21 protein-coding genes and 1 pseudogene are annotated in these 24,007 nt (G+C 50.7%); 14 read left to right on the top strand and 8 right to left on the bottom strand.

Annotation, left to right across the window (positions count from 1 at the left end; genetic code table 11):
* Nucleotides 1-33 precede the first annotated feature (33 nt).
* Together IPN95_11995 and IPN95_11990 are read right to left on the bottom strand one after the other, a co-directional pair.
* Nucleotides 34-1,303 (bottom strand): annotated as a pseudogene (locus tag IPN95_11995) (pyruvate dehydrogenase complex dihydrolipoamide acetyltransferase).
* A gap of 118 nt (nucleotides 1,304-1,421) precedes the next feature.
* A complete protein-coding gene (locus IPN95_11990) occupies nucleotides 1,422-3,707 on the bottom strand; it encodes an MMPL family transporter (GenBank protein ID MBK9450103.1) in 2,286 nt (761 codons plus the stop codon).
* A gap of 237 nt (nucleotides 3,708-3,944) precedes the next feature.
* On the opposite strand from IPN95_11990, the gene IPN95_11985 reads away from it, so the two are divergent.
* Together IPN95_11985 and IPN95_11980 are read left to right on the top strand one after the other, a co-directional pair.
* The gene (locus tag IPN95_11985; GenBank protein MBK9450102.1) at nucleotides 3,945-4,688 is read left to right on the top strand and encodes a hypothetical protein; all 744 of its coding nucleotides are present in this window, start codon (nucleotides 3,945-3,947) and stop codon (nucleotides 4,686-4,688) included.
* 121 nt (nucleotides 4,689-4,809) lie between these two features.
* Nucleotides 4,810-6,360, top strand: coding sequence for a Ppx/GppA family phosphatase (locus IPN95_11980; protein MBK9450101.1), 1,551 nt, complete (start codon nucleotides 4,810-4,812; stop codon nucleotides 6,358-6,360).
* A 7-nt stretch (nucleotides 6,361-6,367) separates the two neighbouring features.
* Here the strand turns inward: IPN95_11980 and IPN95_11975 are convergent, their stop codons facing one another.
* Nucleotides 6,368-8,101 carry a hypothetical protein gene (locus IPN95_11975; protein ID MBK9450100.1) on the bottom strand — a complete coding sequence of 578 codons (1,734 nt, stop codon included), beginning with the start codon at nucleotides 8,099-8,101 and terminating at the stop codon, nucleotides 6,368-6,370.
* Nucleotides 8,102-8,443: 342 nt separating this feature from the next.
* Between IPN95_11975 and IPN95_11970 the strand changes: the two genes are divergently transcribed.
* The 4 genes from IPN95_11970 (at nucleotide 8,444) to kbl (ending at nucleotide 12,688) form a co-directional block, all read left to right on the top strand.
* A complete protein-coding gene (locus IPN95_11970; GenBank protein ID MBK9450099.1) occupies nucleotides 8,444-9,868 on the top strand; it encodes an alpha/beta fold hydrolase in 1,425 nt (474 codons plus the stop codon).
* A gap of 170 nt (nucleotides 9,869-10,038) precedes the next feature.
* The gene (locus tag IPN95_11965) at nucleotides 10,039-10,365 is read left to right on the top strand and encodes a hypothetical protein (protein ID MBK9450098.1); all 327 of its coding nucleotides are present in this window, start codon (nucleotides 10,039-10,041) and stop codon (nucleotides 10,363-10,365) included.
* Nucleotides 10,366-10,543: 178 nt separating this feature from the next.
* Nucleotides 10,544-11,296, top strand: coding sequence for a hypothetical protein (locus tag IPN95_11960; GenBank protein ID MBK9450097.1), 753 nt, complete (start codon nucleotides 10,544-10,546; stop codon nucleotides 11,294-11,296).
* 189 nt (nucleotides 11,297-11,485) lie between these two features.
* Nucleotides 11,486-12,688 carry a glycine C-acetyltransferase gene (kbl, locus tag IPN95_11955; protein ID MBK9450096.1) on the top strand — a complete coding sequence of 401 codons (1,203 nt, stop codon included), beginning with the start codon at nucleotides 11,486-11,488 and terminating at the stop codon, nucleotides 12,686-12,688.
* A gap of 53 nt (nucleotides 12,689-12,741) precedes the next feature.
* Here kbl and IPN95_11950 read toward each other — a convergent pair whose 3' ends face one another.
* Complete coding sequence (locus IPN95_11950; protein MBK9450095.1) at nucleotides 12,742-13,581, bottom strand: phosphopeptide-binding protein; 840 nt, start codon at nucleotides 13,579-13,581, stop codon at nucleotides 12,742-12,744.
* Between the two features lie 167 nt (nucleotides 13,582-13,748).
* Between IPN95_11950 and IPN95_11945 the strand changes: the two genes are divergently transcribed.
* The 5 genes from IPN95_11945 to IPN95_11925 all read left to right on the top strand — a co-directional run bounded on the left by IPN95_11945 (nucleotide 13,749) and on the right by IPN95_11925 (nucleotide 17,042).
* On the top strand, nucleotides 13,749-14,156 hold the full coding sequence (locus IPN95_11945) for a hypothetical protein (GenBank protein ID MBK9450094.1): 408 nt from the start codon (nucleotides 13,749-13,751) through the stop codon (nucleotides 14,154-14,156).
* A 128-nt stretch (nucleotides 14,157-14,284) separates the two neighbouring features.
* Entirely contained in the window at nucleotides 14,285-14,599 is a 315-nt protein-coding gene (locus IPN95_11940) for a hypothetical protein (protein ID MBK9450093.1), read from the top strand.
* Nucleotides 14,600-14,781: 182 nt separating this feature from the next.
* Nucleotides 14,782-15,348: a hypothetical protein gene (locus IPN95_11935; protein ID MBK9450092.1), complete on the top strand. Its 567-nt coding sequence runs from the start codon at nucleotides 14,782-14,784 to the stop codon at nucleotides 15,346-15,348.
* A gap of 42 nt (nucleotides 15,349-15,390) precedes the next feature.
* The gene (locus IPN95_11930) at nucleotides 15,391-16,797 is read left to right on the top strand and encodes a tetratricopeptide repeat protein (protein MBK9450091.1); all 1,407 of its coding nucleotides are present in this window, start codon (nucleotides 15,391-15,393) and stop codon (nucleotides 16,795-16,797) included.
* Nucleotides 16,798-16,835: 38 nt separating this feature from the next.
* Nucleotides 16,836-17,042 carry a PLDc_N domain-containing protein gene (locus IPN95_11925; GenBank protein MBK9450090.1) on the top strand — a complete coding sequence of 69 codons (207 nt, stop codon included), beginning with the start codon at nucleotides 16,836-16,838 and terminating at the stop codon, nucleotides 17,040-17,042.
* 4 nt (nucleotides 17,043-17,046) lie between these two features.
* Here IPN95_11925 and IPN95_11920 read toward each other — a convergent pair whose 3' ends face one another.
* On the bottom strand, nucleotides 17,047-17,937 hold the full coding sequence (locus IPN95_11920) for a YihY/virulence factor BrkB family protein (GenBank protein MBK9450089.1): 891 nt from the start codon (nucleotides 17,935-17,937) through the stop codon (nucleotides 17,047-17,049).
* Nucleotides 17,938-18,258: 321 nt separating this feature from the next.
* Here IPN95_11920 and IPN95_11915 point away from each other — a divergent pair, with 321 nt between their 5' ends.
* The 3 genes from IPN95_11915 (at nucleotide 18,259) to IPN95_11905 (ending at nucleotide 21,762) form a co-directional block, all read left to right on the top strand.
* Nucleotides 18,259-19,353, top strand: coding sequence for an acyl-CoA desaturase (locus IPN95_11915; protein MBK9450088.1), 1,095 nt, complete (start codon nucleotides 18,259-18,261; stop codon nucleotides 19,351-19,353).
* 213 nt (nucleotides 19,354-19,566) lie between these two features.
* A complete protein-coding gene (locus IPN95_11910) occupies nucleotides 19,567-20,664 on the top strand; it encodes an acyl-CoA desaturase (GenBank protein MBK9450087.1) in 1,098 nt (365 codons plus the stop codon).
* A 483-nt stretch (nucleotides 20,665-21,147) separates the two neighbouring features.
* Nucleotides 21,148-21,762 (top strand): hypothetical protein, encoded by a 615-nt coding sequence (locus IPN95_11905; protein ID MBK9450086.1) that lies wholly within the window; start codon nucleotides 21,148-21,150, stop codon nucleotides 21,760-21,762.
* A gap of 32 nt (nucleotides 21,763-21,794) precedes the next feature.
* Here the strand turns inward: IPN95_11905 and IPN95_11900 are convergent, their stop codons facing one another.
* The 3 genes from IPN95_11900 to IPN95_11890 form a co-directional block, all read right to left on the bottom strand.
* Nucleotides 21,795-22,481, bottom strand: coding sequence for a GNAT family N-acetyltransferase (locus IPN95_11900; protein MBK9450085.1), 687 nt, complete (start codon nucleotides 22,479-22,481; stop codon nucleotides 21,795-21,797).
* Nucleotides 22,482-22,602: 121 nt separating this feature from the next.
* Nucleotides 22,603-23,364: a response regulator gene (locus IPN95_11895; GenBank protein MBK9450084.1), complete on the bottom strand. Its 762-nt coding sequence runs from the start codon at nucleotides 23,362-23,364 to the stop codon at nucleotides 22,603-22,605.
* Nucleotides 23,354-23,974, bottom strand: a complete 621-nt coding sequence (locus IPN95_11890) for a histidine kinase (protein ID MBK9450083.1) — start codon at nucleotides 23,972-23,974, stop codon at nucleotides 23,354-23,356. The genes IPN95_11895 and IPN95_11890 overlap by 11 nt, the downstream gene beginning before the upstream one ends.
* Nucleotides 23,975-24,007 lie beyond the last annotated feature (33 nt).

The raw sequence follows: 24,007 nt of genomic DNA, 5'->3' as shown, positions 1-24,007 counted from the left end.
CTTCGTGCCTTTTTTCAATTAAAACCCAATCCCTCAAATCAGCATCCGCATGGGCTGCTCGAGGTATTCTTTCAGTGTTTTCAAGAAAGCTGAACCGACCGCGCCGTCGACCACGCGGTGGTCGCAGCTCAGGGTCACTTTCATTGTTTTGCCAGGCACCACGGCGCCGTTTTTGACCACGGGTACGTCGCGGATCGCGCCGACGGCCAAGATGCATGCATCTGGTGGATTGACGATCGCGGTGAATTCCTCGATGCCAAACATGCCGAGGTTGCTGATCGTGAAGGTATTGCCTTCCCAATCGCTGGGCTGCAATTTTTTGTCGCGGGCCATTTCGGCGAGGCGCTTTGGCTTCGCCTGCGATTTGCGAAAAGCCGAGGTTGTCGGCAAAGCGGATCACCGGCACGATCAAGCCATCGGGCACCGCCACGGCCATGCCGATATGGATGTGTTGGTTGTAGCGGATGGATTCTCCGCGCCAGCTCGCATTCACGCCTGGGTGCTGACGCAAGGCCATGGCCACGGCTTTGATCACGATGTCGTTGAAGGAGACCTTCACCGGGGCCGACTCATTGATGGCTGCACGGGCAGACCAGACATTGTCCATGTCGATCTCCATCGTGAGGTAAAAGTGAGGCGCGGTATTTTTGCTTTCGACCAATCGGCGGGCGATGGTTTTGCGCATTTGGCTGAGCGGCACTTCGGTGAAGCCCTCCTTGCCGGTTGGCAGGCCCATCGCCGGGATGCCCGAGCCTTTGGCGGTTGCTGCGGATTCCTTGTAGTTTTCGACGTCTTTTTTCACGACGCGGCCTTCCGGACCCGAGCCTTGAACTCTGTTGATGTCGATGCCACGCGACTTGGCCATGCTCTTTGCCAGCGGCGATGCCTTGACGCGGTCATCGTCGGATTCAGCATGCTGGGCTTCGGCCTGGGCAACCGCAGGAGTTTGCGGAGCTTCCGCAACCGGCGCTGCCTTCTTCTCCTCACTCACACTCGCACTCACACTGGGTTTTCCGCCGCCTTTTTTGGCTTCGTAGTCCGCCAGAATCGCTTTGACATCGTCGCCTTCCTTGCCGATGATTGCCAACAGTTTTCCGACCGTGACGGATCCTTGGGCTTCCACAGCAATCCACAACAGGGTGCCGGTGTAGAAGGAATCCAATTCCATGGTCGCCTTGTCGGTCTCGATTTCAGCAAGCAATTCGCCTGCATTGACCTTTTCTCCGACCTTTTTGTGCCAAGCAGCAACGACGCCATCTGTCATCGTGTCGCTCAGCTTGGGCATTTCGAGGATTTCTGCCATATTTTTTGCGTTTAACGCCTTGTGTCTTTGGTAAAATGCGGCGCAATTTAAGGAATGTGCCGTTATCAAAAAACTACGAAAAAGCCAAGCTTTTGCTTGCCTCAAATCTAGCCATTGGCTACCGCCTTGTCGGATCTGCTGCTAGTTTACCGATTCCCGTCAAACGGATCAAAGCAGGCAACAGCAACAGGTCGGCCGGCAATGCAACAAGCAAGGTCACCGTGGTAAACAGGCCAATCACAAATGTGCCTCCAAAGTCTGAGGTCATCAAGCTTCCAAAGCCCGAAAGCAAAATCAAACCGGCGATGATCATGGCTTTGCCAGTGCCCATCATCGCATTGTGCAGGCCTGTTTCGAGGTCGCGGCCGATGCGCAGCTCATGCCTGAACCGCGACATGAAGTGGATCGTATCGTCGGTGGCGATGCCGAAGGCCACCAAAAACACAATCGAAGTTGATGGCCGCAAGGTGATGCCTGAAAAACCCATCATGCCGGCCGTGACCAACAGTGGCAAAATGTTGGGAATCATCGCCACAAGTGCCATTTTCCAGTCGCGGAACATGATGCCCATCAAAATCGCGATCATCACCACAGCCATCACCAAGTCCAGAAACAAACCGTCGCGGAGCACGTCGGCATTGGCTTCGTTGATCACCGCGAGGCCCGTGAGGTGGTAATCGAAATTTTCAGGGTGGCAGTTTTTCTGGACGAATGTATTCAGGTTCTGACGGATGGAATCGAATCGATAACTGCCGATATCGCCGATTTTTGCACTGAGACGGCCCATTTGACGACTGGGCGTCATGGTCATTTCCAAAACTTCCTTCGCACCGCCCACGTACCCGAAGGCCAGCAATTCTTCCACCTTTTCTTCAGAGGAGGGCAGCTTGAAAAATCGTTCGTTGCCGCCGCGGTACAGCTGATTGGCACCTTTCAGATAGTTGACCGTCGAGAAAAACGGACTGATGCGCGTTTGTGTATCCAGAAAATCCTGAATCGTATCGATGTCTTGGAGGATGTCGAGGTCGGTGACAAGTTTGCCGTTTTTGGGGAGAATGGCCATTTCGAAGGACCGTGCACCGTAGAAGTGATCCTCAAAAAACTGCATGTTGGCGCGGGTCGGATCGCTGGGAGAGACATCGTCGAGCAGGTAGCTGTCGTAGGAAATCAGCGACATGCCATACACGGAAACCGCGCAAATCACCACGGAAGTCGCCATGATCCAGTTGCCCCAGCGTTTCACCCAATGAAAAATCCGGTTCATTTGGCGGCCCCACCAAGGATTGTTGGAGGTTCCTTTGCTTGAACGCACCTTTTCGGGATCGATGCGCAACAGGACAATCGGGATGAATACGAGCACCGCGATCCATGCAAAAACAACACCGGCGGCAGCATACAGTCCAAATGCCCGAATCGGCGGCAAAGGTGACGTGTATAGCGTCACAAATCCGATGGCGGTGGTGATGCAGGTGAGCAACAGGGCGCCGCCAATTTCCCTGAGGGTTATTTGCATCGCGTCCTTGGCATTCAAACCTGTTTGCAGATCTTGCTGATAGCGGGTCACCAAGTGGATGATGTCGCTCACCCCGCAGACAAACAGCACCGTGGGCAACAATTCGCCGATGATGTCAAGCGGTCTTCCAGTCGCGGCCATCAAACCAAAGGTCCACGCCATGGAAATGCCCACGCCGACAAGCGGGAGCAAGACGCCCCACCAACTCCGGAACAGCCAAAACATGACAACGATGGCAAGGAAGATGGAAATCGAAAGAAAGAAGGCCAATTCGGAGCTGATCATCTCCACATATTGGGTGCGTATATAAGGTACGCCCGAGATGACATGTGTAAGACCGGATGCGGCGACAACCTTGCGCAAGGCGTGGCTGAGTGTGTCGCGTGCAGGGGCGTCCAAAATTGTCGGATCGACTTGGAGTGTTCCGCTGATGTATTGGCCGTCTTCCGAGAAAAACACGGAACCCAACAATGCATCCGATTGGACACGCTGCTTGCCCGCTTCCATCCCACCTACCGAATCAAGGTTCAACAATGGAAGTGACCGCACACCCATGCCGGATCGTTCGTACCGTTGCAGTCGCGTGGGCGAAACGACCGTATCGACATTGGCAAGACCGCGCATCTGCTCAAAAACGGAATCGACCTGCCGCAGAAAACCAAGGTTCCAAACATTGCCGTTTGGGCCTGCGAAGGCTACCAAAATCGTATTCTCATGGTTGGGAAACGAGTCGGAATACTGCTCAAAAAAGGTCAATTCCGGCGCATCCTTGGGTCGGAAGGAATCAAAACTGAATTCGACTTTGAAATCCCGGAGTGAAAACAGGAAGAACGCTGTGAGCCCCAAAAGGGCCACCAAAAGCGTCATCCGGTATTTGAAGAACAATTGCACAGATCATGGTTGGCGCGCGGAAAATTCCGACGCCGCATTCGCCTATGCGAACTCCAAGCAACTTGAAAAGTTTTATGCTTGTACCATTCCGATCTATTAATCCTTGATTTCCAGCCATCAAAGTTTGCATTCAACCGCAGACATACCTGGAACCCTTGCAAAATCAGTTCACAAGTTGATCCAAGTCAATGCTTTCGTAGGCAGCGGTATTGACCTTTGACCTACGAAGGATTGCCTATGAAACTCAACGTCACATGGCATCGCAGCCACCCGATGCCCGAAAACCCAACGCTGGAACAGCGCATTCATTGGCATTTAGAGCATGCGGGGGTATGTGGCTGTCGCGAGATTCCCGCAAAGCTGATTGCCGAACTTCACCGCAGGAATTTGACGATTCCAACGCCACCCAATTCCGCCGAAAATTCCACCGACTTTGATTTGGGAAAGCTTGATGCCTTAAGCCCGAAGGTGAAATACGGCTTTGCTAAGCAACTTTTGCAGATTGCACTGCGATCGCCAGAGTTCCTGTATCCGCATTTTTCACGATGGCATCAAATGTTGGAAGGCGAAAACCAGATTTTGCAGTGGACAGCCATCGATCTGATGGGGCGTCTCGCACGGGTCGATCGATTTGGCAAGGTCGAATCGGAGCTTCCAAGATTGCTTTCCTTCCTGCATAGCGGCCATTTGATCACGACCGCCCACGCCATTGAGGCGCTCGGACAAATCGCGAAGGAGAAGCCCGCGCTAAAAAGCCTGATCCTTTCCGAGTTGCTTGCTGTGCCGGAAGATGACTTTGACAGCACCGAATGCAGGGAAATTGCGATTGGAAAAGTCGTGGAAATGCTGGGTAGTTTTCCCAATGAAGTGAAGGATTTGCCAGAAGCAATGGTCTTGGTGCAGCGTGCCTGCCAATCGACACGCAATGCCACGGCAAAAAAGGGAGGCAAACTCCGCAATCAAATCGCCAAGCTGATGTGAACCATTGCAAGGTGGTTTTACCGTAGTCAATTTTGCGACGACCGGCGAAGATTTGTGGAAAAATGCGGTTCTCAGGCAACCCGAAAGGCAGTAACTAGCAAGCGTAAAGCTGTGCGGAGATATGTCGGAATCATTGGCCATTATTGATCTGGGAACAAACACATTTCACCTCTTGATTGCGGAGATCGACGAGCGTGAGGAATTCAAAGTCCTGGAAAAATTCAAGGAACCCGTCGAACTGGGCGAGCACGGTCTAGATTCTGGACGCATCTCGGATGCAGCCTATGAAAGGGGCTTGCAAGCGATTAGAAGGTTGCAACAGATCATTTCACTGCGCCAAATTACCGAAGTACGTGCCATTGCCACGTCTGCCATTCGCTCGGCGAGCAATGGCAAGAGCTTCGTTGCCGCTGTCAAATCCGAGACGGGCATGGACGTGAAGGTGATCAACGGCAATGAAGAAGCCTCACTGATTTTTGAAGGCGTACGCAACGGCGTTCAGATGCCCCCCGATCAGGACGTGCTTGTGCTGGACATCGGCGGTGGCAGCGTCGAATTTATCGTTGCCAGAGACAGCAAGCCGTTGTTGCTGCGCAGTTTAGACATCGGCGCGGCGCGCCTGCTTGGCAGGTTTCAGCCTTCCGATCCGATGAAACCCGCCGAGATTCGCGCCATCCGCGAGTACCTTTATCAAACGATGGCCGGTTTGCTCACCGAGCTCAAAGAGTTTGACATCAAACTCGTGGTCGGCGCCTCGGGAACGTATGAAACCATCAGCGCGATGATCGCGCAACGCAAAAAAGACTTCCTCAGTTCGGAAAACCTGAACAGCTACCGCTACTCAGGCAAGGATTTCAGGGAGCTGAACAAATTGCTGATTCATTCGACGCAATTGGAGCGTGAAGCCATTCCGGGTATGGATCCCTTGCGGGCTGAAATGATCAACATGGGCAGCCTTTTGATTGAGGTTTTGCTCGAAGAAATCGGCTGCAAGGAAATGATGGTTTCCACCTACGCGCTCAAGGAAGGCATTCTGTACCGCTATATCGAGGATCAGAAGGAGCGTGTGCACCGGCTTATGGGCAATGCAACGCGGAACTTGCGCGCCAAAGCCATCCGCAACCTCTGCGAAAAATACGATTACAAAAAGACCCACGTGCTCAAAGTCAGCGAATTGGCACAGAGCATCTATGATCAGCTCAAACCGCTGCATCCGTTTGGAACTTTGGAGCGCGAATTGTTGCGCTACGCTGCGATGCTGCACGACATCGGGCAATTTGTGAACCGCTCAGGCCATCACAAACACGGCCAATACCTGGTGATGAACAGCAATATTTCCGGTTTTTCCCATGATGAGATCATCATTTTGGGAAATATCGTGCGTTATCACCGCAAGAGCCTGCCGACCCGCGACCATTTCCATTTCAAGGTCTTGGAGCAACGACAACGTCTGCTTGTCAGGGTTTTGGCTGGGATTTTGCGCATCGCCGATCAATTGGACCGCGGACACCGCAACTCGGTGGAGAGCATCAAAGTTGTGATCGAGGCAAGAATCGTGCGGATTATGCTGGTTTCGAGCGAAGACATCAGCCACGAAATCGACAACGCGCAAGCGGAGGTGGAATTGCTTGCAGGCGCGATTGACCGCGAAATCCTGGTGGAAAAGGCCTGAAAATGGTTTAATTTTCCTTCAAAGGATGCGATCCCTGCCAATTGGGATCCACCTTCGGCTTGGGCTTTGAGGTCGACTTCGGCTTGGGTTTCACAGAAGTCGGCTGCTCGACCGGCTTTTGGGCGGGTTCTGTGGAAGGCGTCGATTCCTTGACCGGGGTTTCCTTTACCGTAGGTTCGGTGATCGGCTTTTCTTTTTCCGGAATTTGTTTCTTGGGCTTCATGGTTTGCGATGGCTTTTTCGCAGGCTGTTTCTTTGCGGGCGCTTTTTTCGTGACCGAATCCGCTTTCTTTTCAGGCTTCACCGGGGCGGGTAGCTTTTCGGGCTTTTCAATTTCGACAGACGTGGGCGCTGGAGTAGGATCGGGGCGGGTTGCGCTCAGCGGTTCGTTGACGATCACGCCTTGGCGGGAGAAAATCTGGAACAATGAATCGGCGACCATTGCGTGCAACTTTTCATTCGGATGCGGATCGTTTTGATTGACAATGTAGTCGATGGCCGGCTTTCCCAAGATCATTTGCCTGACGCCCACAACTGGTACGCCGTGTTTGCGAAACCGTTGCTCGATGATGTCCGTGGCAAAAGCGCTTCCTTCGGCATTCTCCAAAAAAGGAAAAACGACCGCCGCCATCGGCACCTGCAAGGAATCCCCGTAGGCGATCAGTTTGTCGATTTCGCGGAGGTGCATCGTGCGCACCTTCAAGTAGGCAAAACACTGCTTGATATAGCCAAAATAGTCGCTCAGTTCGTCGGGATGCGGGAATCGCCAATAAATATAATTCCAAAGAAATGACCTCCGGACGAAATACCGCGTCGGTCCCCAGATGTCGTGGTAGCTGCGCGCATGTTGCAGGATCAATCCCGCCAATTCGCCGTCGAGCTCAATGTCGTTGGGATACCAAGAAAAGACAAGCAAGTCGGGTTTGTAGGGGAATGCGCGCAAGCGCTTGTTTTCGTCGCGCGTATCGGAGCCACCCACACCCAGATTGAAGACGTGGTAAAATTCGGCGGGAAGCTTGGATCCCAATAGATTGGAAAAGCGATCCTTCGGATCTTTGACGCCATGCCCTGCAACAAAAGAGTCACCGATCACCAGCACCTTGCGCTTTCCTGCCAATGCTGTAGAATCGTATTCGGAGTCCCGGTAACCCTCGGTATTCAATTGCCAGTTTTTCAGAAACCATGCCCGCGAACCCAACGTTCCATTGAAACGGTGGGTGGATTTGTGAAACATGAACACACCTTCAAAGAGCAACAAAACCAGGCAGACCCCATAGATGGCCACCGCCAAGTTCCTGTAAAACGGATGAATTTCGTCGGTATCCCGCTTTTTTACGACGGCTTGGTACAAGGTATTTGTCAGGAAGAAGGCCAGCAAAACCAAAAAGCCGATTCGAAGGAGATTGTACTTGCCGGGGTGAATCACGTTCAATGAAAACATGATCGCCAACAAGATGGAGAACAAAAAGAGGTTGAAGGGAAAACTGTCGTTCAGGTAATACCTCAACCTACGCTGCCCAAAAACCATGATGCCACCGTTGACCAAGGCCAAAATGTCAAGCAAGGCTGGCAACAGGTATTGTATGTCGTTGGCATACAAGTGATGTGCGGGGACTGGTGGTAAATATCCCCAATTTTGGTACCATGACAGTGTCAACGGATTGACCAAGGCGACTAGTCCCAGGAGCACATAGCCGCCAAATACATACAAATCCGATTTTGCCCTGAGCCGGGGATCCATTGCCAAACGCGAGGTGATTCTTCTCCGCTACAAAGGAACGGACAAATGAACTTTGACCGTAATGAATTCAGCATGACTAATGAACACTGAAACGTATCGCTGACGTGAATTTAGCACAGTCCCAACATCGGAAGCGCAATTGGGATTCCCTTGCAGGAAAACCATCCTGGAAATAAAGATTACCCCAAAATGCATTCGAAGCCTATGACCACGCGAATCCCCCCATCGAATCTCGTCGTGTCGCCCCCCATCGTCAACCTTCATTTCACTTTTTGCTTTTCACTTTTCACTTTTCCCAAGATTTTCCCCCTTTTGGCAGATTGAAACGCCGAATTTTAGGAAATGAAAGGAATTCGACCACCGCATTTTTTTGCTTGGATTATTCTGACCACCGTTTTGTTTGTGGGTTGGAGTAACCTTTTTGCGCAGCAACCGGTCCACCTGCGCCGAAAATGTTTCATGGGCATGCAGCCCGCGCCGATTCCAGATTCGCTTGCGATTGCCTCCGGCCAAAAACAAGGTGTGTTGGTCGCAGCCGTCGTTCCGGGCGGCACCATGGAAGCGATTGGCGCACTTCCCAATGATGTACTCATGCAATTCGATGGCAAGGCCGTCCCCGATTGGGACGGTCTGCGCCAACTTTTGATGCAAAAATTTGAAGGGGATCCGGTTTCGATCAAAGTTTGGCGTAGCGCAGGCAAAAAATCGAAGGAATTGGAGCTGAAGGGACAAATCAAGGGAGCTGCGCGGGAGCAAAGCAATGCAAAATATGACATTCTCTACGATGAAGCGGCTTTTGAGGACGGATGGTTGCGTACGATTACGATGACGCCAAAGTCCGCGGGGCCGCATCCGATTATCTATTTCATTCCCGGCTACAATTGTTTTTCCATCGACAACATGAACCCCAACGGCCCCTATCGCAAGTTGTTTGACAGCCTTGCAACCTTGGGAAACATCATTTACCGCGTGGAAAAACCTGGAATGGGCGATGGTCCAAGCCCTTGCAACTGCGAAGTGACGGGATTTGAGAAGGAATTGAGTGCATTCGAAGCGGGTTACAAGAAGCTTCTTTCCTACCCCTGGGCCGCAGAAAACCGCATTTTCCTTGTCGGTCATTCCATGGGAGGGGTGCAGGCTCCACTTTTGGCGACAAAAGGCAATTACCACCCCAAGGGAATCGCGGTTTACGGAACTGTTTTTCAGACTTGGTACGAATACATCCTGATGATGCTGCGGTTTCAGGAGCCGCGTTCGGAGGAGGATTACATTGCCTTCGAAGGGGACATGCAAGCCTATATCCGTCTATTTTATGAGCACTACGTTTTGTACAAGCCCCTCAACGAAATCATCCAGAATCCGCAATGGAAGGCCTTGTTGGAGCGCGACTTTGCCTTGGATGCTGCCGGCAACATCCTTTTCCGACGGGCGGAATATTGGCAGGAAATCTCGCGGCATACGCTTACCGATGCTTGGGCAAAAACGGATGCACATGTCTTGAGCATGTTTGGCGAAGCCGATTTTGAAGTCTTTGACGCCTTTTCGATGGAAGAAATCGCCCGAATCGTCAATCATTACCATCCTGGAAAGGGAAAATTTGTGATGATCCCCGGAACTGACCATGGCATGATCGAGGTCGGCTCCATGGCCAAGGGTCTTGAATTGCGCAACAAGCCCGAGTACCGCGATTATTACAACAAGCGCTTCAACTACAAAATCGTCACGGAAATCGACCAATGGATCCAATTGGTACTCAAAACGGGCTAAGCTGTTGTGGGGAAATGCACGCAAAGACGCCAATCGGGACATTTTCCGCCCCAAAGGAATGACAAAGCGATCAGATTGGTCAGCTGATAAGAAATTCATTCCCACCAATCTGGCTTGGTTTTTGTATCTTTAACCTTTAGGATCGTTCTGATATCCAAAAGGTATTTGTTATGAAAAATTTCACACTTGTTTGCGCTTCGGTTTTGCTGTCAGCATCACTGACCTTTGCGATGGGTTCCACCCCAAGCACAACTTTCAAAGGCGGACATTCAGCCGCAAGGATGGAAGCAAACGTGGAAGTCACCTTGCAAAACAAATGCACGCGTGACGTCAAATACACGATGAAGTCAGGTGGCACAACGACCAATGGTGTCGTTGCCAAGGGAGACAAGGTCAAGATTTCGGTTGCTGTAGGCACGGAAATTTGCGTCGATGGCGATGCCTTCATGTTTGTGGCTGCCGGCGATGCTGGTCAGACCTTCATGGTCTGCCGATAACAGGGCGGGCAAAACCAAATGCGGTCAAGACGATTGCTTTTTAGGGCATTCAGGAGAATTCCACGACCGAAAAACATCCAAACTTTGCGATTGTAATTGAATTTTCCCTAAATTCAGCCCGATCTTTTACGGAATTGATTTGCACATTTATCATCCTACAAGGAATTATAATTCAACTATGAAAGTGATTAAAAGCCTGCTTTTGGTGGTGCTATTGGCCAATATGAGCCTCTACGCACAGCAATCCTACAATGACTTCATCTGCGTGGGACCGGCTCCGCTGGACTACAAAGTATTTGACGGACGTCTATTCTCTGAAATTTTCAGCGATGAAGCCAACAACGAGCAGGTCATCAACTTGCTTCCCAACGAACTTTCGCACAAGAACATCATCATGATCACCGCCAAGGATGAAATCAGCTATTCAGCGATTGAACTTTCCTTGGCAAAAACAACTTACGTGGTCAAAACCGACTACATCAAGTACACCACGCTTCCTGTCAAAAAAGACAGCGAAACTGGCGAAATCATCGGGATTGCACGTGTGGGTATCGGCATGCGTATCGAAGCTGTGATGCAAACAGCCAAGAAAGGCATCACAGTGACCGATTTGTATGTACTCGGAGCTTCGTCCGGTGCAAAAGGTGCACTCAAAGGCCACATCACATGCTCCGTCATGGGCATCGAGGCCGAAGAGGTCACAGCTGCCTTCCCTGTGAATGCTGAAATTTCTCCTACGAGCATTGCTGCAACTTTGCAGGCGCTGACGATGGTGAAAGCTGCCATCTATGACAATGACAGCCACTTGACACCTCAAGTGCTCGAGATCAAGTACACAAGCGACTACCAAAGCGGTGCCGCCAACGTGATGGACCTCTCCATGCCGATCTTGCTGCCTAACCGCGGCGAGCCATGCGTGGTGATTCGCTGAATGCAAGGTTCAAGAATATAAAGGGGAAGGCGATCTGAAAAGGTCGCCTTTTCTTTTTGATGCATTTGCGCCGTTTTTGAAGCAAGCGTTGAGGCCGTATAGCTTTTCGGCTTCCTTTCATCTACGAATCGCATTTCCTCCTTCGCAAATTCCTCTGTAATTTCGCCCCCGTTCTAAATCACAAAAAACATGTTCGATACCCTTCAGCCGCAGCTTCAGCAGGAACTTGAAAACATCCGCACAGCGGGTCTTTACAAAAAGGAACGCATCATCACGAGCCCACAAGGCGCTGAGATTACGGTTTCGACCGGAGAATCCGTCCTGAATTTCTGCGCCAACAACTACCTGGGACTCAGCAGCCACCCTGCAGTGATCGAAGCCGCAAAAAAGGCCATCGACAGCCATGGATTCGGGATGAGTTCGGTGCGTTTCATCTGCGGCACGCAAGACATCCACAAGGAACTGGAGGAAAAAATCGCGCAATTCCTGCATACCGAAGACACCATCTTATATGCAGCCTGCTTTGACGCCAATGGCGGAGTATTTGAACCCTTGCTCGACGAAAAGGATGCGATCATCAGTGATGCGCTGAACCATGCGTCGATCATTGACGGCGTGCGCCTTTGCAAAGCAATGCGCTATCGCTACACGCACAACGACATGGCCGACTTGGAGGCGCAGTTGCAAGCAGCAGATGCAGCAGGTGCACGCCACAAGCTCATCGCCACTGACGGCAGCTTCTCCATGGACGGCACCATCGCCCAACTGGACAAAATCTGCGACCTCGCCGACAAATACAAGGCGCTCGTCATGGTCGACGAATGCCATTCGACGGGATTTTTGGGGAAAACTGGACGTGGCGCGATCGAACACCGCAACGTCCTCGGGCGTGTCGACATCATCACCGGCACATTGGGCAAAGCCCTCGGAGGAGCTCTCGGCGGATTCACCACCGGCCGCAAGGAAATCATCGAATTGTTGCGTCAGCGCAGCCGTCCTTACCTGTTCAGCAATACCCTCGCTCCGGCGATCGTCGGTGCAGGCATTGCCGTCTTTGACATGCTCAGCAACAGTACCGAGCTGCGTGACAAACTCGCTTGGAACACCAAATATTTCCGCGAAAAAATGACGGCCGCTGGTTTTGACATCAAGCCCGGCGAGCACCCCATCGTGCCCATCATGCTCTATGAAGCACCTTTGGCCCAACAATTCGCTGATGCACTCCTCAAAAAAGGCATCTACGTCATCGGATTCTTCTACCCTGTGGTCGCAAAAGGTCAGGCGCGCATCCGTGTGCAATTGTCTGCGGGACACGATCAAGTGCATCTTGACCGCGCCATTGCCGCTTTTACCGAAGTCGGAAAAGAGCTCGGGGTACTGAAGACAGTGTGAGTGGGAGTGTGAGTGTGAGAGCGAGGAGGTAATGCTGTGCATTACCGGCCATCCTAGGCGCCTGCTTCGAGCGTGAAGCTCCGCTCGACGGGGTTGAAGGGGCTTGCAACAGTGGCGCCCGTGGCGTCAAGAAGTTCCAATTTGATCTTGTTTTCGCCCATCGGCAGGCCTTCGATCGTGTAGGATGCCCAATTGGTAAGGGTAAATTCGGTGCCGTTGATGGTGGCTTTCACCTTGAAATTGTCTGTGCCGAGCGTGCAATTGACCAAGTAAAAATCCAAAAGCACCTTTTCTCCTGTCACATTGCCCGTCGGCCAATGGTAGAATAGATGCGGCGCCTTGAGGTCCACCGCCTTGTAGTTTTCAGGTTGCCCAACGTTGAATTTCCGGAGGATGTGGCCACTTTCGGCCTTGACACTCTCGTGATAACTGCGGCTGGCAAAGGCAAGCATGATATAATGTCCGTCTTCGAGTTTCTGATCCGATGACGCGGCATTCATCTGAATCACAGCCTCATTGTTGAGGATCAAGGCCGCGTATTGTCCTTGCGGATTGTTGGCGATTTCTTGGTCTTCAGCTCCCGGAGTCGATCCTCCAAGTTCAAAATTGGCGACGCTGAATTCGAATCGGTTGTTTCCTGCCACGAGGTCAGCGCCTGCAGGTGGATTGATCAACCCAAGTTTTGCACCCGGATATTCAGGCGAACCTGTCAATGCGGTGATTTTCAATCCGCCAGCCTCCATGACCATTGCTGTGCCTCCCGAATTGTCCTGCGAATTTCCATTCGATTCCGTATTCCCTGCGGCATTTCCTGACGAAGCGGCATCGCTATTACAGGAAACCACCCCAAAGGCAATCAACAATGCCGGCACCAGGATTTTCCAATTTCTCATAGGCTTTGAATTCATGCATGCAACGAACTTCTGGCCCAAGTTAAGGAGGATGACCACCTTGTGGTTTGGGTTAGTTTCCACATCCCGTTGATTCTGATTTTTTCGTAGCTTGATGTTGGAAAACCAAACGGCACAAAATGGGCGAAGGTTCGGACGAAGTCCTGGATTTGAAAACGAAAGTTCGCATCAAGCGAATCGCCAACCGCAACTTCGCAATCTCGGTGATGGCTGGCTGGATGGTCTTGATTTGGTATTTTTTCAATCCAGCTGTGGAATCGAATCAATGGCCGATCATTGCCGGTATTGTACTGATTCCGTGCTCCTTCTTTTTTTATGTCGAGAAGCTTTCGCACAGCCGCTTCGGAAGGCTTTTTCACTACGTTTTGCTCACCAGTGCATTGGTGCCGGACTTTCTAGACTATTGGAATCGTGATCAGGCTTCTTTCCTGGGAAATGGGATTTGGTGGCCTTTGTTTTGGTATGGGATTGCTGTCTTGTACTTTTCCGTTTTCGCCTTTTTTATCGTCTTTGGCACGATTTATGAAATTTTCAGTGAGGCTGAATTTAGGCACTGACAACGTCCACCGCACCGATGTTCCTGAACAAACAATGAGCAAATGCACGTGTCAAAGGAAGAAAAAGCAAACCATGATCACCAGGGTGATTCCAACAATCTTCCCTGCTTTTTAGAAAACACCCTAGAATGGAAAAGATCCTCAAAATCATTCTGGCCATCCTGCTGTTCCTCTGTTTGGCGCCATTGCCCTACGGGTATTTCCAATTCGTTCGATTCGCCGCTGCAGGCTCCTTCTTTTGGTTTGCCTACCTTGCTTATGAACGTGAGAACCGGTCATTGGTGATGCTTTTCGTTTCCCTTGGCATTCTTTTTCAGCCAGTTGCAAAAATCGCATTGGGCCGAACGATTTGGAACATTGTCGACGTGATCGTTGGAATTCTATTGCTGGCGCTGGTCTTCTTCGAGCCTAAGCAGCCAGAAAATTCAAGTGATCCCAAGTGATTTTCAAAAAGCGAATCTTTGATTTTCAAGCCATAAGCAGGAATAGCGACGCTTGAAAACAAAACCAAAGTCATCTAAAAAACTAAGCGGCATCAGCAAGTCCATTTTGGCAAATACCGAATTTTGAGCCTACGACAATCCCATCGTCGTATCCGAGAAGGGCCCTGAAAAATTTGTTTGCCATGCGTTTCTATCTTTTTCAATCGGTCTGGATTCTGCTGCTTGTCCTTTGCATGACATCTGCGCATGCCCAGCAAAAGTTCAGCATGCGCGTCATCGAGGTGCATGGAGAATTCTTGGGCAATGCAAAAGTGATGCAAGGGGTATCGGCTCAAAAAATCTCGCAATTGGGATTTGGGGCGAGCAGCAGTTTCGGGACGAATGGTTTTGGCGGCATTCTGGAATACGATTACCGTCGAATCAATCTGGAAAACCTCGGCGTGCCGGACCTCAAGGCCGTCAATTCCCATGAACTGTACTTCGGCGTAAGGTATTTGCCGATGCGGCCAACTTTGATTATCGGACAAATGGGCTTGCGTTTGACGCTTGGGGCCATGGTAGGCTTGGACTTGGAACCCAATTGGCGCACCTGTCTTTTTGGTGGAGTCAGTTTCTCGCCCATTCGGACCGTTTCCGGGCTTTCCGTCAACGTTGCCTATCGTCCAGGAACGAAAGCCACGAGTGGATACGCCATCACACCCTGTTGGCTTTTGCGCGTCGGATTCTTGATCGGCCCAACTGCCGAATAATTCGGCACCCATCTCATTATGAAGGTATTCCAAGAAAATACAATGAAAAAGCAAACATCTTCTCCCTTCTTCCATCTGATGCTTGCCATCAGCTTTGGCGCATTGATGTCGGGATTTTCTGGAACCTTGCAAGCACAGGCATTCCAACAGTTGCTCGATGCCTGCCCAGGCTGCCCGCTCAATCAGATCGCGGTCAATCCTCCGCAATGCGTTGATTGCGAATCCTCCGGCTCATCCCCAACCCCTCCGGCATTTTCTGTTTCAGATGGCAATGTCCATTTGGCAGGCGTGTACGCACGCGAGGGACAACAGGAAAACAACAAAGGCATTTCCGCCTACAACAGCCGCGATTGGAACAAGGCCATTTCGCACTTCAAAAAAGCGCTGAAATTCCTTCCAAACGATGGCAATATTCAAACGAATTTGAACAATGCCATTGCACAGCGCGACTATGCTGCCAACGCTGCCCAACGTGCCGAGGCCGCCGCAGCGGCCCGTGCCCAATATCAACGCGAACTTGCAGCCTACAATCTCGCGATGGAGGCCAAAAAGGAAGCCGACAAGCTGTTTCTGGAGAAACTCAACAGCGACCTTGGCACCTACAATGCACAACTCAGAAAGCTTGAAAACGAGGTCAGCTACGTGCCTTCGCTTACGCCCAAGCCCACGCGCGTGATCCATGAAGGTGTGATGCTCGGCATCAAAAACACCCAAGCCGACAATTCCATCAACGGTTTGGCGAGTCCTTGGAGCAAGAAGCCCTATGCGGCGGAGGAGATTTTTGCCACCACCGACGACTTGAGCAACGAAGAACTGCTGCGTGGCTTCCTCGACAACAATTATCTTGGCGAATACACCCTGAGCACACCTTGGGGCCAACAATTGATCGAGCGCATCCGCGGGACGCATTTTGACCGGCTGGTTGCGCATAGCAATGGTGCGACGGTTGCAGAGGCTTTGATCAGGCGGGGCATCATTACTGTCAATGAGCTGAATGTCATGGGAGGTGATCGCTCCTTCGTCAATTTTGGCGGATGGAATGAACTGATCACCTCCGGCAAAGTTGCCCGCGTGGTCGTTTGGGTCAATCCGGGAGATCCCGTGCCGTTTGCAACAACCGTGCTTCCATTGCTCAATGCCCTGAAAGACAGATCAGTACTTGACATGGTGCTCGAAGGCAAACCCCTGTCTTTGAACGCCATGGAAAAAATGCAGGAAGGTGCAAAGTTGAAGGAATATACCAGAAACCTCGCTTCCTTTGTTGCTGACCGCATCAAAGGCGACAACAAGGGCGGCGCAATGGCCGAATACCGCATCTTGCGGGGCCCCGAATACAAAGGGCAGTTCTATTTGGGCAAAAAAGAAATGCTCGATGCCCACGATTCAGGCAACTACAACTTTAATATCGGTCAATTCTTGGCCAAAAAGACCGAAACTCGTCCTCGGTAGTCGAATTCCTTATACTTCACATACTCAATCCATCGAATATGACTTTCGCCTTTGGACTTGGAATGATCGAGCTGTTGCTCATCTTCATCCTGCTGATGTTGCCAACATTGATCGCCTTGATCGACGTTCTGCGGCATGAGTTCATTGAAAACCAGAAACTCATCTGGCTGATTGCGGTGCTGTTTGTGCCTTTGATCGGCACCATCGCCTACTTTATCGTCGGCCGAAAGCACAGGATTCTCTGATGGTTCAGTCGACCTTTTGGGCTCTTTGTTCTTCAGCCTCCTTGTCGACGACTGCGACCGCGGTCGGCTTGACCTCACCTGAGAATTTATCGGCGTAGGCTCGTGTGAATTCGGCGCCAAAAAATACGATCATCGAGGTATAGGAAACCCAGAGCAAGATCAAAATCACCGATCCGGCAGCGCCGTAACCGATTCCCGGACTCGCCTTTCCGAAATACAATCCCAAAGCCCATTTTCCGAAGTGAAACAAGACTGCTGTGACCATGGACCCAATCCAAACATGGCGCCATTTCACCTTCGCATCCGGCAGGAATTTGAACATCAACGCAAACAATCCGGCGAGGATGACGAGCGAAAAAAGGACATTCACCAACTGTAAAAAGACATGGAAGGATGCCGAAAAATGTGCTGTGAGCCAGATCCCAAAGGCTGCCAACAAGGCCGAGACCACCAAGGAAACGATGAGAATGAACGTAATCGATGCAATCAAACCAAAGGAAAACAGGCGCACCCGCAGCAATTTCCAAAGCCCGGATTTCGAACTCGAAGCCGTAACGCCCCAAATCAGGTTCAGGGAATGTTGAAATTGGGCAAAAACCCCGGTAGCGCCAATCAAAATCGTCACGATTCCGAGCACCGTAGCCCAGAATGACGTTCCTTTTTTGCCTGCCTTGAGTATCATTTCCTGAATCTGTGCCGCAGTATCGCTCCCCAAAGAAGCCGCAATCTGATCCGCAACATGGCTGCTTACCACTTCTTTCCCGAAAATGTATCCTGCAAGCGTGACAATCACGACCATCAGACCCGGCAAGGAAAAGATCGCGTAGTAAGCAATGACAGCACTTTCTCGGAAGGGATCCTTGTCGTACCATGCCTTGGAGGCATTTTTGAGAATTTCCCAAAGATCACGCGCAAGCGTGGCGACATTTTCAGGACGAACCTTGGGGTTCTTTTTGGGATGGATAGTTTTCCTCTTCGACACGTTCAAAATAGGGAAGTTCCAGCAAAAGGGCTGTTGCGAATGCAGGGCAAAAAGTTACATCATTCACGGATAATGGCTCAAAATGGAAGATTTCTGATCCGCTGAGCATCCGTCATCCAAACCATCACGGCCCGTTAACACTTTATTTACAACGGTCTAGGAAAGATTTCCGACCTTTGTGGAGATTTTGGGTGAACCCTCTTCAGGTATCGCCGCGGATTTGAGTTTCTTTTGATGAAAAAAACACGTTTTATCGCTTCTGACAAGGCCGAACAGCAATTTGCGGCGGCTTTGCGCAAGAATGTCAACCAATACTTCAAGGAAAACGGCATTTCGCCAAAAGCCAACAGCGCCGTGGTATTTCAGACGCTCAACATGTTGGCCCTTTACATTGCTCCATTTGTACTTGTTTTGACCGTTCCGATGGCCGGTTGGTTGGCTTGGCTGATGTCAATTCTAGCCGGGGTCGGCCTTGCTGGCATTGGAATGTGCGTGATGCACGGCGGCGCACACGATGCCATCAGCGGCAAAAAATGGATCAATGCCTTGTTGGGCGGGACCATGAACCTGCTGGGAAACAGTGTATTGACCTGGAAAGTGCAACACAACATGCTGCACCATACCTTTACCAATATCAGCGGACTTGACCGCGACATTGCCACCAAAGGTCCGATCCGGTTGAGTGAACACACGCAACTGAAAGCCATCAACCGCTTTCAATACATTCATGCCTTCTTCTTTTATGGCATGATGACGTTGTCGATGATGATCAAGGACTTTTCGCAGCTCTTTGATTACCACAAACAGGGAATTCTTGAAAAGCAGAAGGTGAATTTCGGTCTTGCATTGACCAAAATGATCCTGATCAAAATTGTACACTTCGCGATTTTCATCGGTTTGCCGCTGATGTTCACGGATTTTGCCTGGTGGCAGGTCCTCATTGGCTGGTTTACCATGCACTGGACCGGTGGATTTATCCTGAGTGTGATCTTCCAATTGGCCCACGTCGTCGAAGGCGTGGATCAACCCGTTCCAAGTGCCGAGGGGCTTATCGAAAACGACTGGGTGGTGCATGAGTTGCATACAACGGCCAATTTCGCCCGCAACAACCACTTGCTCAATTGGTATATCGGCGGACTCAATTTCCAGATTGAGCACCACTTGTTTCCCAATATTTGCCATATTCATTATCCTAAAATTGCCCCGATTGTCGAGGCAACAGCCAAGGAATATGGCATTCCCTACATTTTGAAGCCGACTTTGTGGGACGCGATTGTGTCCCATGCGCGCAAACTAAAGGAACTCGGGCACGTCCCGGCGGTAGCTTGAGTTGGCGTACGAGATCGCAGTTCGAGGTCGAGTGCGTCAGGGTTTCCGCGTCGTTTGCGCTACCCAAAACGCGGTGTGAGCGCAGATGACGCTTAACCTCGCAATTCAAAGCGTCGTTGGCGCTACCCAAAACGCGGTGTGAGCGCCAATGACGCTACACTTTTGACCGCCAACAACAGGATTTTCAGCCGTATGGTGCTTACTTCCAAAGAAATGAAAAAAACGAGATTCGTTGCCCAAGACCCTCAACAGCAAAGCTTTGCAGCGGCTGTCAGGAAGAATGTCTATGAATATTTCAAGGCGAATGGCATTTCCCAAAAGGCCAATGGCGCCGTTGTTTTCCAGACGCTGAGCATGTTGGCGTTGTACATCGCGCCCTTCGTGGTATTGGTCGTACTACCGCTGCCTTGGTGGATTGCGATTTTCCTGCCGATCATTGCCGGCATCGGGCTCGCAGGCATCGGCATGTGCGTCATGCACGGTGGCGCACACGAGGCGATCAGCAAGCATAAATGGCTCAATGCGGCGCTTGGCGGCACCATGAACATCCTCGGCAACAGCATGTACACTTGGAAAGTCAAGCACAACATGCTCCACCATACCTATACCAACATCACCGGCATGGACGACGACCTCACCCTTGGCGGCCCCTTGCGCCTCAGCGAACATACGCCGCTCCACAAGATTCACCGGTTTCAATACATCCATGGATTTTTCCTCTATTGCCTCCTTACGATCACGATGCTGGTCAATGAATTCACTTGGTTGCGGGATTTCCGGAAAAAGGGCATTCTCGAGAAGCAAAATGTCGGCTACGGGATGATGTTGGCGAAGGTCATTCTGATCAAAGTGTTGTACGCTGCCGTGATCATCGGCTTGCCAATTTGGCTGAGCGACTACGCTTGGTGGCAAGTGGTGCTTGCATGGATGGTCATGCACTTCACCGGCGGATTCATCATGGGCGTTGTATTTCAGCTAGCACACATTGTCGAAGGTCTCGAACAGCCCGTTCCTACTGCAGAAGGGACGATCCACAACGACTGGGTTGTACACGAAATGCACACCACGGCCGATTTTGCCCCAAGAAACCGCCTCCTCAACTGGTACATCGGCGGCTTAAATTTCCAGATCGAGCACCATTTGTTCCCCAACATCTGCCACGTACACTACCCCAAGATCGCGCCGATTGTAGCAGCGACGGCGAAAGCCTACGGCGTTCCTTACGTGTTGAAGCCGACCTTGTGGCAAGCCTTGATGTCACATGCAAGGAAACTCAAGGAATTGGGCAGCGTTGCGCCTGTGGGAGTTTGAGGAAGCAGTTCGAGATTTTGTGCTAGGCGTCGTTGGCACTACCCAAAGTGCGGTGTGAGCGCCGATGACGCTAGATTTTGCCTGATGGAATGCGATTACACAGGTCAACTGAGCATGAAAAATTGGTGCGCATATCCAATCTGGAAAATCGTTATTTTTGATTGATGGGCATTGGAAGTGTTCATTATCAAAATTTACGATCCATTGCGCCGTTTGCCATCATTACTGATCTGGAGCGTGAAAAAGTCCGGACTTGCGTCGAAGAATTGAATGAAAATGCGAAACCTTACAATCCTTTCCTGCCTTATCGTCACCCTTTTTTGGGGCTGCGGCGATCTTCGCCTCCCAAGTGATCCCGACGAGGGGTTCAGGCCCCCTATTATTGTCCAAACTTTCCGACCCAATTCAAATCCATTCCTCCAAGTCGATTCGCTCCACTTTTTCTGCCCAAGGGCGATTGGGAAATTTCCGTTTTGTGATTCTTTGTTTCTTGGTTTGACGGACTTCAAAGACAGCACGGCTCGGATAGATTGCATTCGGAATTACAAAACACTAGAGCACAACGAACTAGACGCCAGCGGATTGCAATTGATTTGCGACTACCGGCAAGATGTTTTGGAAGGCCGCCCTTTTTACGATACCCTCATGGGATTTCCTGCGTTTGTCGTAAACGCAACGAACGAAATCAAATACATGCATGGCAAGGATGGTCACGTTTTTGCCCTGCAAGAAGCCAAGGCGAGGGATGGGAAATGGTATCCGATTGAAGGCAGGTGCCACGACTTCTGCGGAAATGGGCGTGGGGCTACACGGATGCATCCGAATGAATTTTTCTGCTTTATTGTTCCCAAATATCAAGGTTCCTTCAAAACCCAGCTTCGCTTGCGTCTGCAAAACAACAATGTGATCTACCTGTCCGAGCCCTATGATGGCACAATTCAAGAATCGCAGATCGCTTCTCCAGAAAATGGATACGATCTGAGCGCATCCAATTCTGAAGACAGCAGTGAGTTGGATTGGAGATTTTATGGCGCAGACTATCCAAACATGGAGCATCCGGGGTCATGGAAGTTACCGACAGATAAAAGCGGTAATTAACCTTCTTCCCCGAGAATCCATTCGAGGCGACCTTAAGCCACCATAACCCCACTCAACTCCAATTCCACTGGCTTTTTCGCAGGTTTAGAAGGATCGTACGCGGGGTTGTAACTTGCCATGATGACTCCATAACCAGCTGAGGCGACGTCATCCTCGCAAAAGCCTGGGCTTACATTGACATATTCCATGCCGTTGCGTACGTGGAAACTCAAGCAGGGATCATACAATTCCTTGTTTTTGACCTTCAGGGCATAGGTTTCGCAGTCCATTTCGTGCATGTGTGCCGGATAATTGACCACGCGGCAGATGCCCATCATGCAATAGAAGTTGTCTTCGAAGACATTTTTCACAAAAAGTTCGACGATTTGCTTTCCGACTTTGAGGTTTTGATAGTCGGGATGCACAAACACGTCCAAGCCGTAAACACTGTCGCCAATGGCTGCATCGAACTCAAAACGGCTCTGATCAATGCAGTCTTCCTGGGTATGCGGCTTGCGGAAAGCCGCAAACGGCACGATACGGGAAAGATTTGCGCCGATTACCTTCCCGTCAAGGACACAGACGATTTGTCCGCGAGGATACAAACGCGAAAGCGCTTCAATTTCCTCCTCAGGCGCATATCCGCCTTTGAGGTCAGAAAAGCAGAGCTCCATGAGCGCGTTCAAGGATGGGTAGTGCTCGGGCTTGCACAATTCGAAGGAAAGATTGGGGTTTTCCATGATTCTTCTTTTGATCTTTGATTGGTTCAAAGATGAAGCATGCCGGAATCTTGGAGGCGGACCAAGCAGTGAAAGGGCTATTTCGGTTAGTGAAACCCAAATTTAGGCCTGCGAAGCCCTGTTATCGCTTGATGAAACTCACGGTTTCCAAAAAATCCTGAACCCGATCCGGCGTGATCGGAACTTCGATTTTCCCTTGCAACACCAAACTACCGCCATCCGATTTGTTGTATTGGGAGACGAAGGCAACATTGACGATATAGGATTTGTGGCAGCGGAAGAAGGTTTTGTCCTCTGACAAGGCCTCCTCAAAATTTTTCAAGGTCCTGCTCACCACCAATTTGGAACCATCAAGCAGCATGATTTCGGTATAGGTATTGTCTGCTTTCAGGTAGATGATTTGATCGGGTTCAATGAATTTGAGGGTCGTTCCTGAGGGGACAGCGATTCTGCGTTGGGTGGGCTGCGCCTGCCCTAGCTGCCGCACCTGCGGCAGGTTACTCGCGCCTTGGCGCTTGACATAACGCGCAATCGCATCCTCCAAGTCACTGATTTCCATTGGCTTGAGCAAATAATCCACTGCATTCAGCTTAAAAGCTTGGATTGCATGTTCATGGTAGGCAGTCGTGAAAATGATGGAAAAGCCGACCTCCTCTTCATCAAAAAAATCCATCAATTCGAGTCCGCTGTGGCCTGGCATTTCGATGTCGAGGAATACCAAATTGGGTTTGAGTTTACGCAAGGCCTTGACGCCGTTGGGCAAATCCGGGCATTCCGCAAGAACTTCAACCTGTGGACAGGCCAGTTTCAGCATCTCACGCAACAAAATACGTGCATTGGCTTCATCATCGATGATCACCGCGGTGATGGTATTATTGCTCATGGGGCGTTTTGTAGATTTTGACCAATGTGATTTTGACAAGTGTGCCAAGGGAGGCCCCTGATGCATCGCATTTATCGGTATAAGCGACGCCAATATGGTTGTAACCTGCATTCAGGATATCGATGCGCTTTTTATTGGCTTGAACACTAAACGATTGGTGGCGCTCCTGCCGCTGACGGTTCAGCTCCTCTGACCTCCGCCGCCCAATGCCATTGTCATCTACCTCGATCACCAGCAATTCGCCTTCCTCCCTAAAAGTCACCCGCAATTGCTTCAGACCTGTAAGGTGCAAAAGTCCATGCTTGACTGCATTCTCTACAAAAGGCTGAATGATCATCGATGGCAGGTAAATCGAAGTGGTGGACAAACCGGGACCCAGCTCGATTTGAAACTGGAATTCGTCCCCAAAACGGGACTTTTCTAACTCTAGATAGAGTGTAATTGCCTGAATTTCATCGGAAAGGCTCACAAATTCCTTTTCCGACATTTCAAGGACCATGCGTGTGAGCTTGGAGAATTTGCCGAGGTAGTTGCTGGCATTGCGTTTGTCGTCGCTGAAAATGAATGCCTGAATGGTGTTCAAGGCATTGAAAAAGAAGTGGGGATTCATCTGCGAACGAATGGCCGTGAGCGTGCTTTGCCG

It is taken from the genome of Bacteroidota bacterium (assembly GCA_016718825.1).
Classification (GTDB): Bacteria; Bacteroidota; Bacteroidia; order J057; family JADKCL01; genus JADKCL01.
Note: the sequence above shows the minus strand (reverse complement) of the source record. Positions and strands in the feature narration are given on the sequence as shown.

What these genes read in the sequence shown, in the direction of transcription:
- IPN95_11985 (MBK9450102.1), top strand. Translation starts at nt 3,945, where the DNA reads ATGAAACTCAACGTCACATGGCATCGCAGCCACCCGATGCCCGAAAAC.
- IPN95_11980 (MBK9450101.1), top strand. Translation starts at nt 4,810, where the DNA reads ATGTCGGAATCATTGGCCATTATTGATCTGGGAACAAACACATTTCAC.
- IPN95_11975 (MBK9450100.1), bottom strand. Translation starts at nt 8,101, where the DNA reads ATGGATCCCCGGCTCAGGGCAAAATCGGATTTGTATGTATTTGGCGGC.
- IPN95_11970 (MBK9450099.1), top strand. Translation starts at nt 8,444, where the DNA reads ATGAAAGGAATTCGACCACCGCATTTTTTTGCTTGGATTATTCTGACC.
- IPN95_11965 (MBK9450098.1), top strand. Translation starts at nt 10,039, where the DNA reads ATGAAAAATTTCACACTTGTTTGCGCTTCGGTTTTGCTGTCAGCATCA.
- IPN95_11960 (MBK9450097.1), top strand. Translation starts at nt 10,544, where the DNA reads ATGAAAGTGATTAAAAGCCTGCTTTTGGTGGTGCTATTGGCCAATATG.
- kbl (MBK9450096.1), top strand. Translation starts at nt 11,486, where the DNA reads ATGTTCGATACCCTTCAGCCGCAGCTTCAGCAGGAACTTGAAAACATC.
- IPN95_11950 (MBK9450095.1), bottom strand. Translation starts at nt 13,581, where the DNA reads ATGAGAAATTGGAAAATCCTGGTGCCGGCATTGTTGATTGCCTTTGGG.
- IPN95_11940 (MBK9450093.1), top strand. Translation starts at nt 14,285, where the DNA reads ATGGAAAAGATCCTCAAAATCATTCTGGCCATCCTGCTGTTCCTCTGT.
- IPN95_11935 (MBK9450092.1), top strand. Translation starts at nt 14,782, where the DNA reads ATGCGTTTCTATCTTTTTCAATCGGTCTGGATTCTGCTGCTTGTCCTT.
- IPN95_11930 (MBK9450091.1), top strand. Translation starts at nt 15,391, where the DNA reads ATGAAAAAGCAAACATCTTCTCCCTTCTTCCATCTGATGCTTGCCATC.
- IPN95_11925 (MBK9450090.1), top strand. Translation starts at nt 16,836, where the DNA reads ATGACTTTCGCCTTTGGACTTGGAATGATCGAGCTGTTGCTCATCTTC.
- IPN95_11915 (MBK9450088.1), top strand. Translation starts at nt 18,259, where the DNA reads ATGAAAAAAACACGTTTTATCGCTTCTGACAAGGCCGAACAGCAATTT.
- IPN95_11910 (MBK9450087.1), top strand. Translation starts at nt 19,567, where the DNA reads ATGAAAAAAACGAGATTCGTTGCCCAAGACCCTCAACAGCAAAGCTTT.
- IPN95_11900 (MBK9450085.1), bottom strand. Translation starts at nt 22,481, where the DNA reads ATGGAAAACCCCAATCTTTCCTTCGAATTGTGCAAGCCCGAGCACTAC.
- IPN95_11895 (MBK9450084.1), bottom strand. Translation starts at nt 23,364, where the DNA reads ATGAGCAATAATACCATCACCGCGGTGATCATCGATGATGAAGCCAAT.
- IPN95_11890 (MBK9450083.1), bottom strand. Translation starts at nt 23,974, where the DNA reads ATGAATCCCCACTTCTTTTTCAATGCCTTGAACACCATTCAGGCATTC.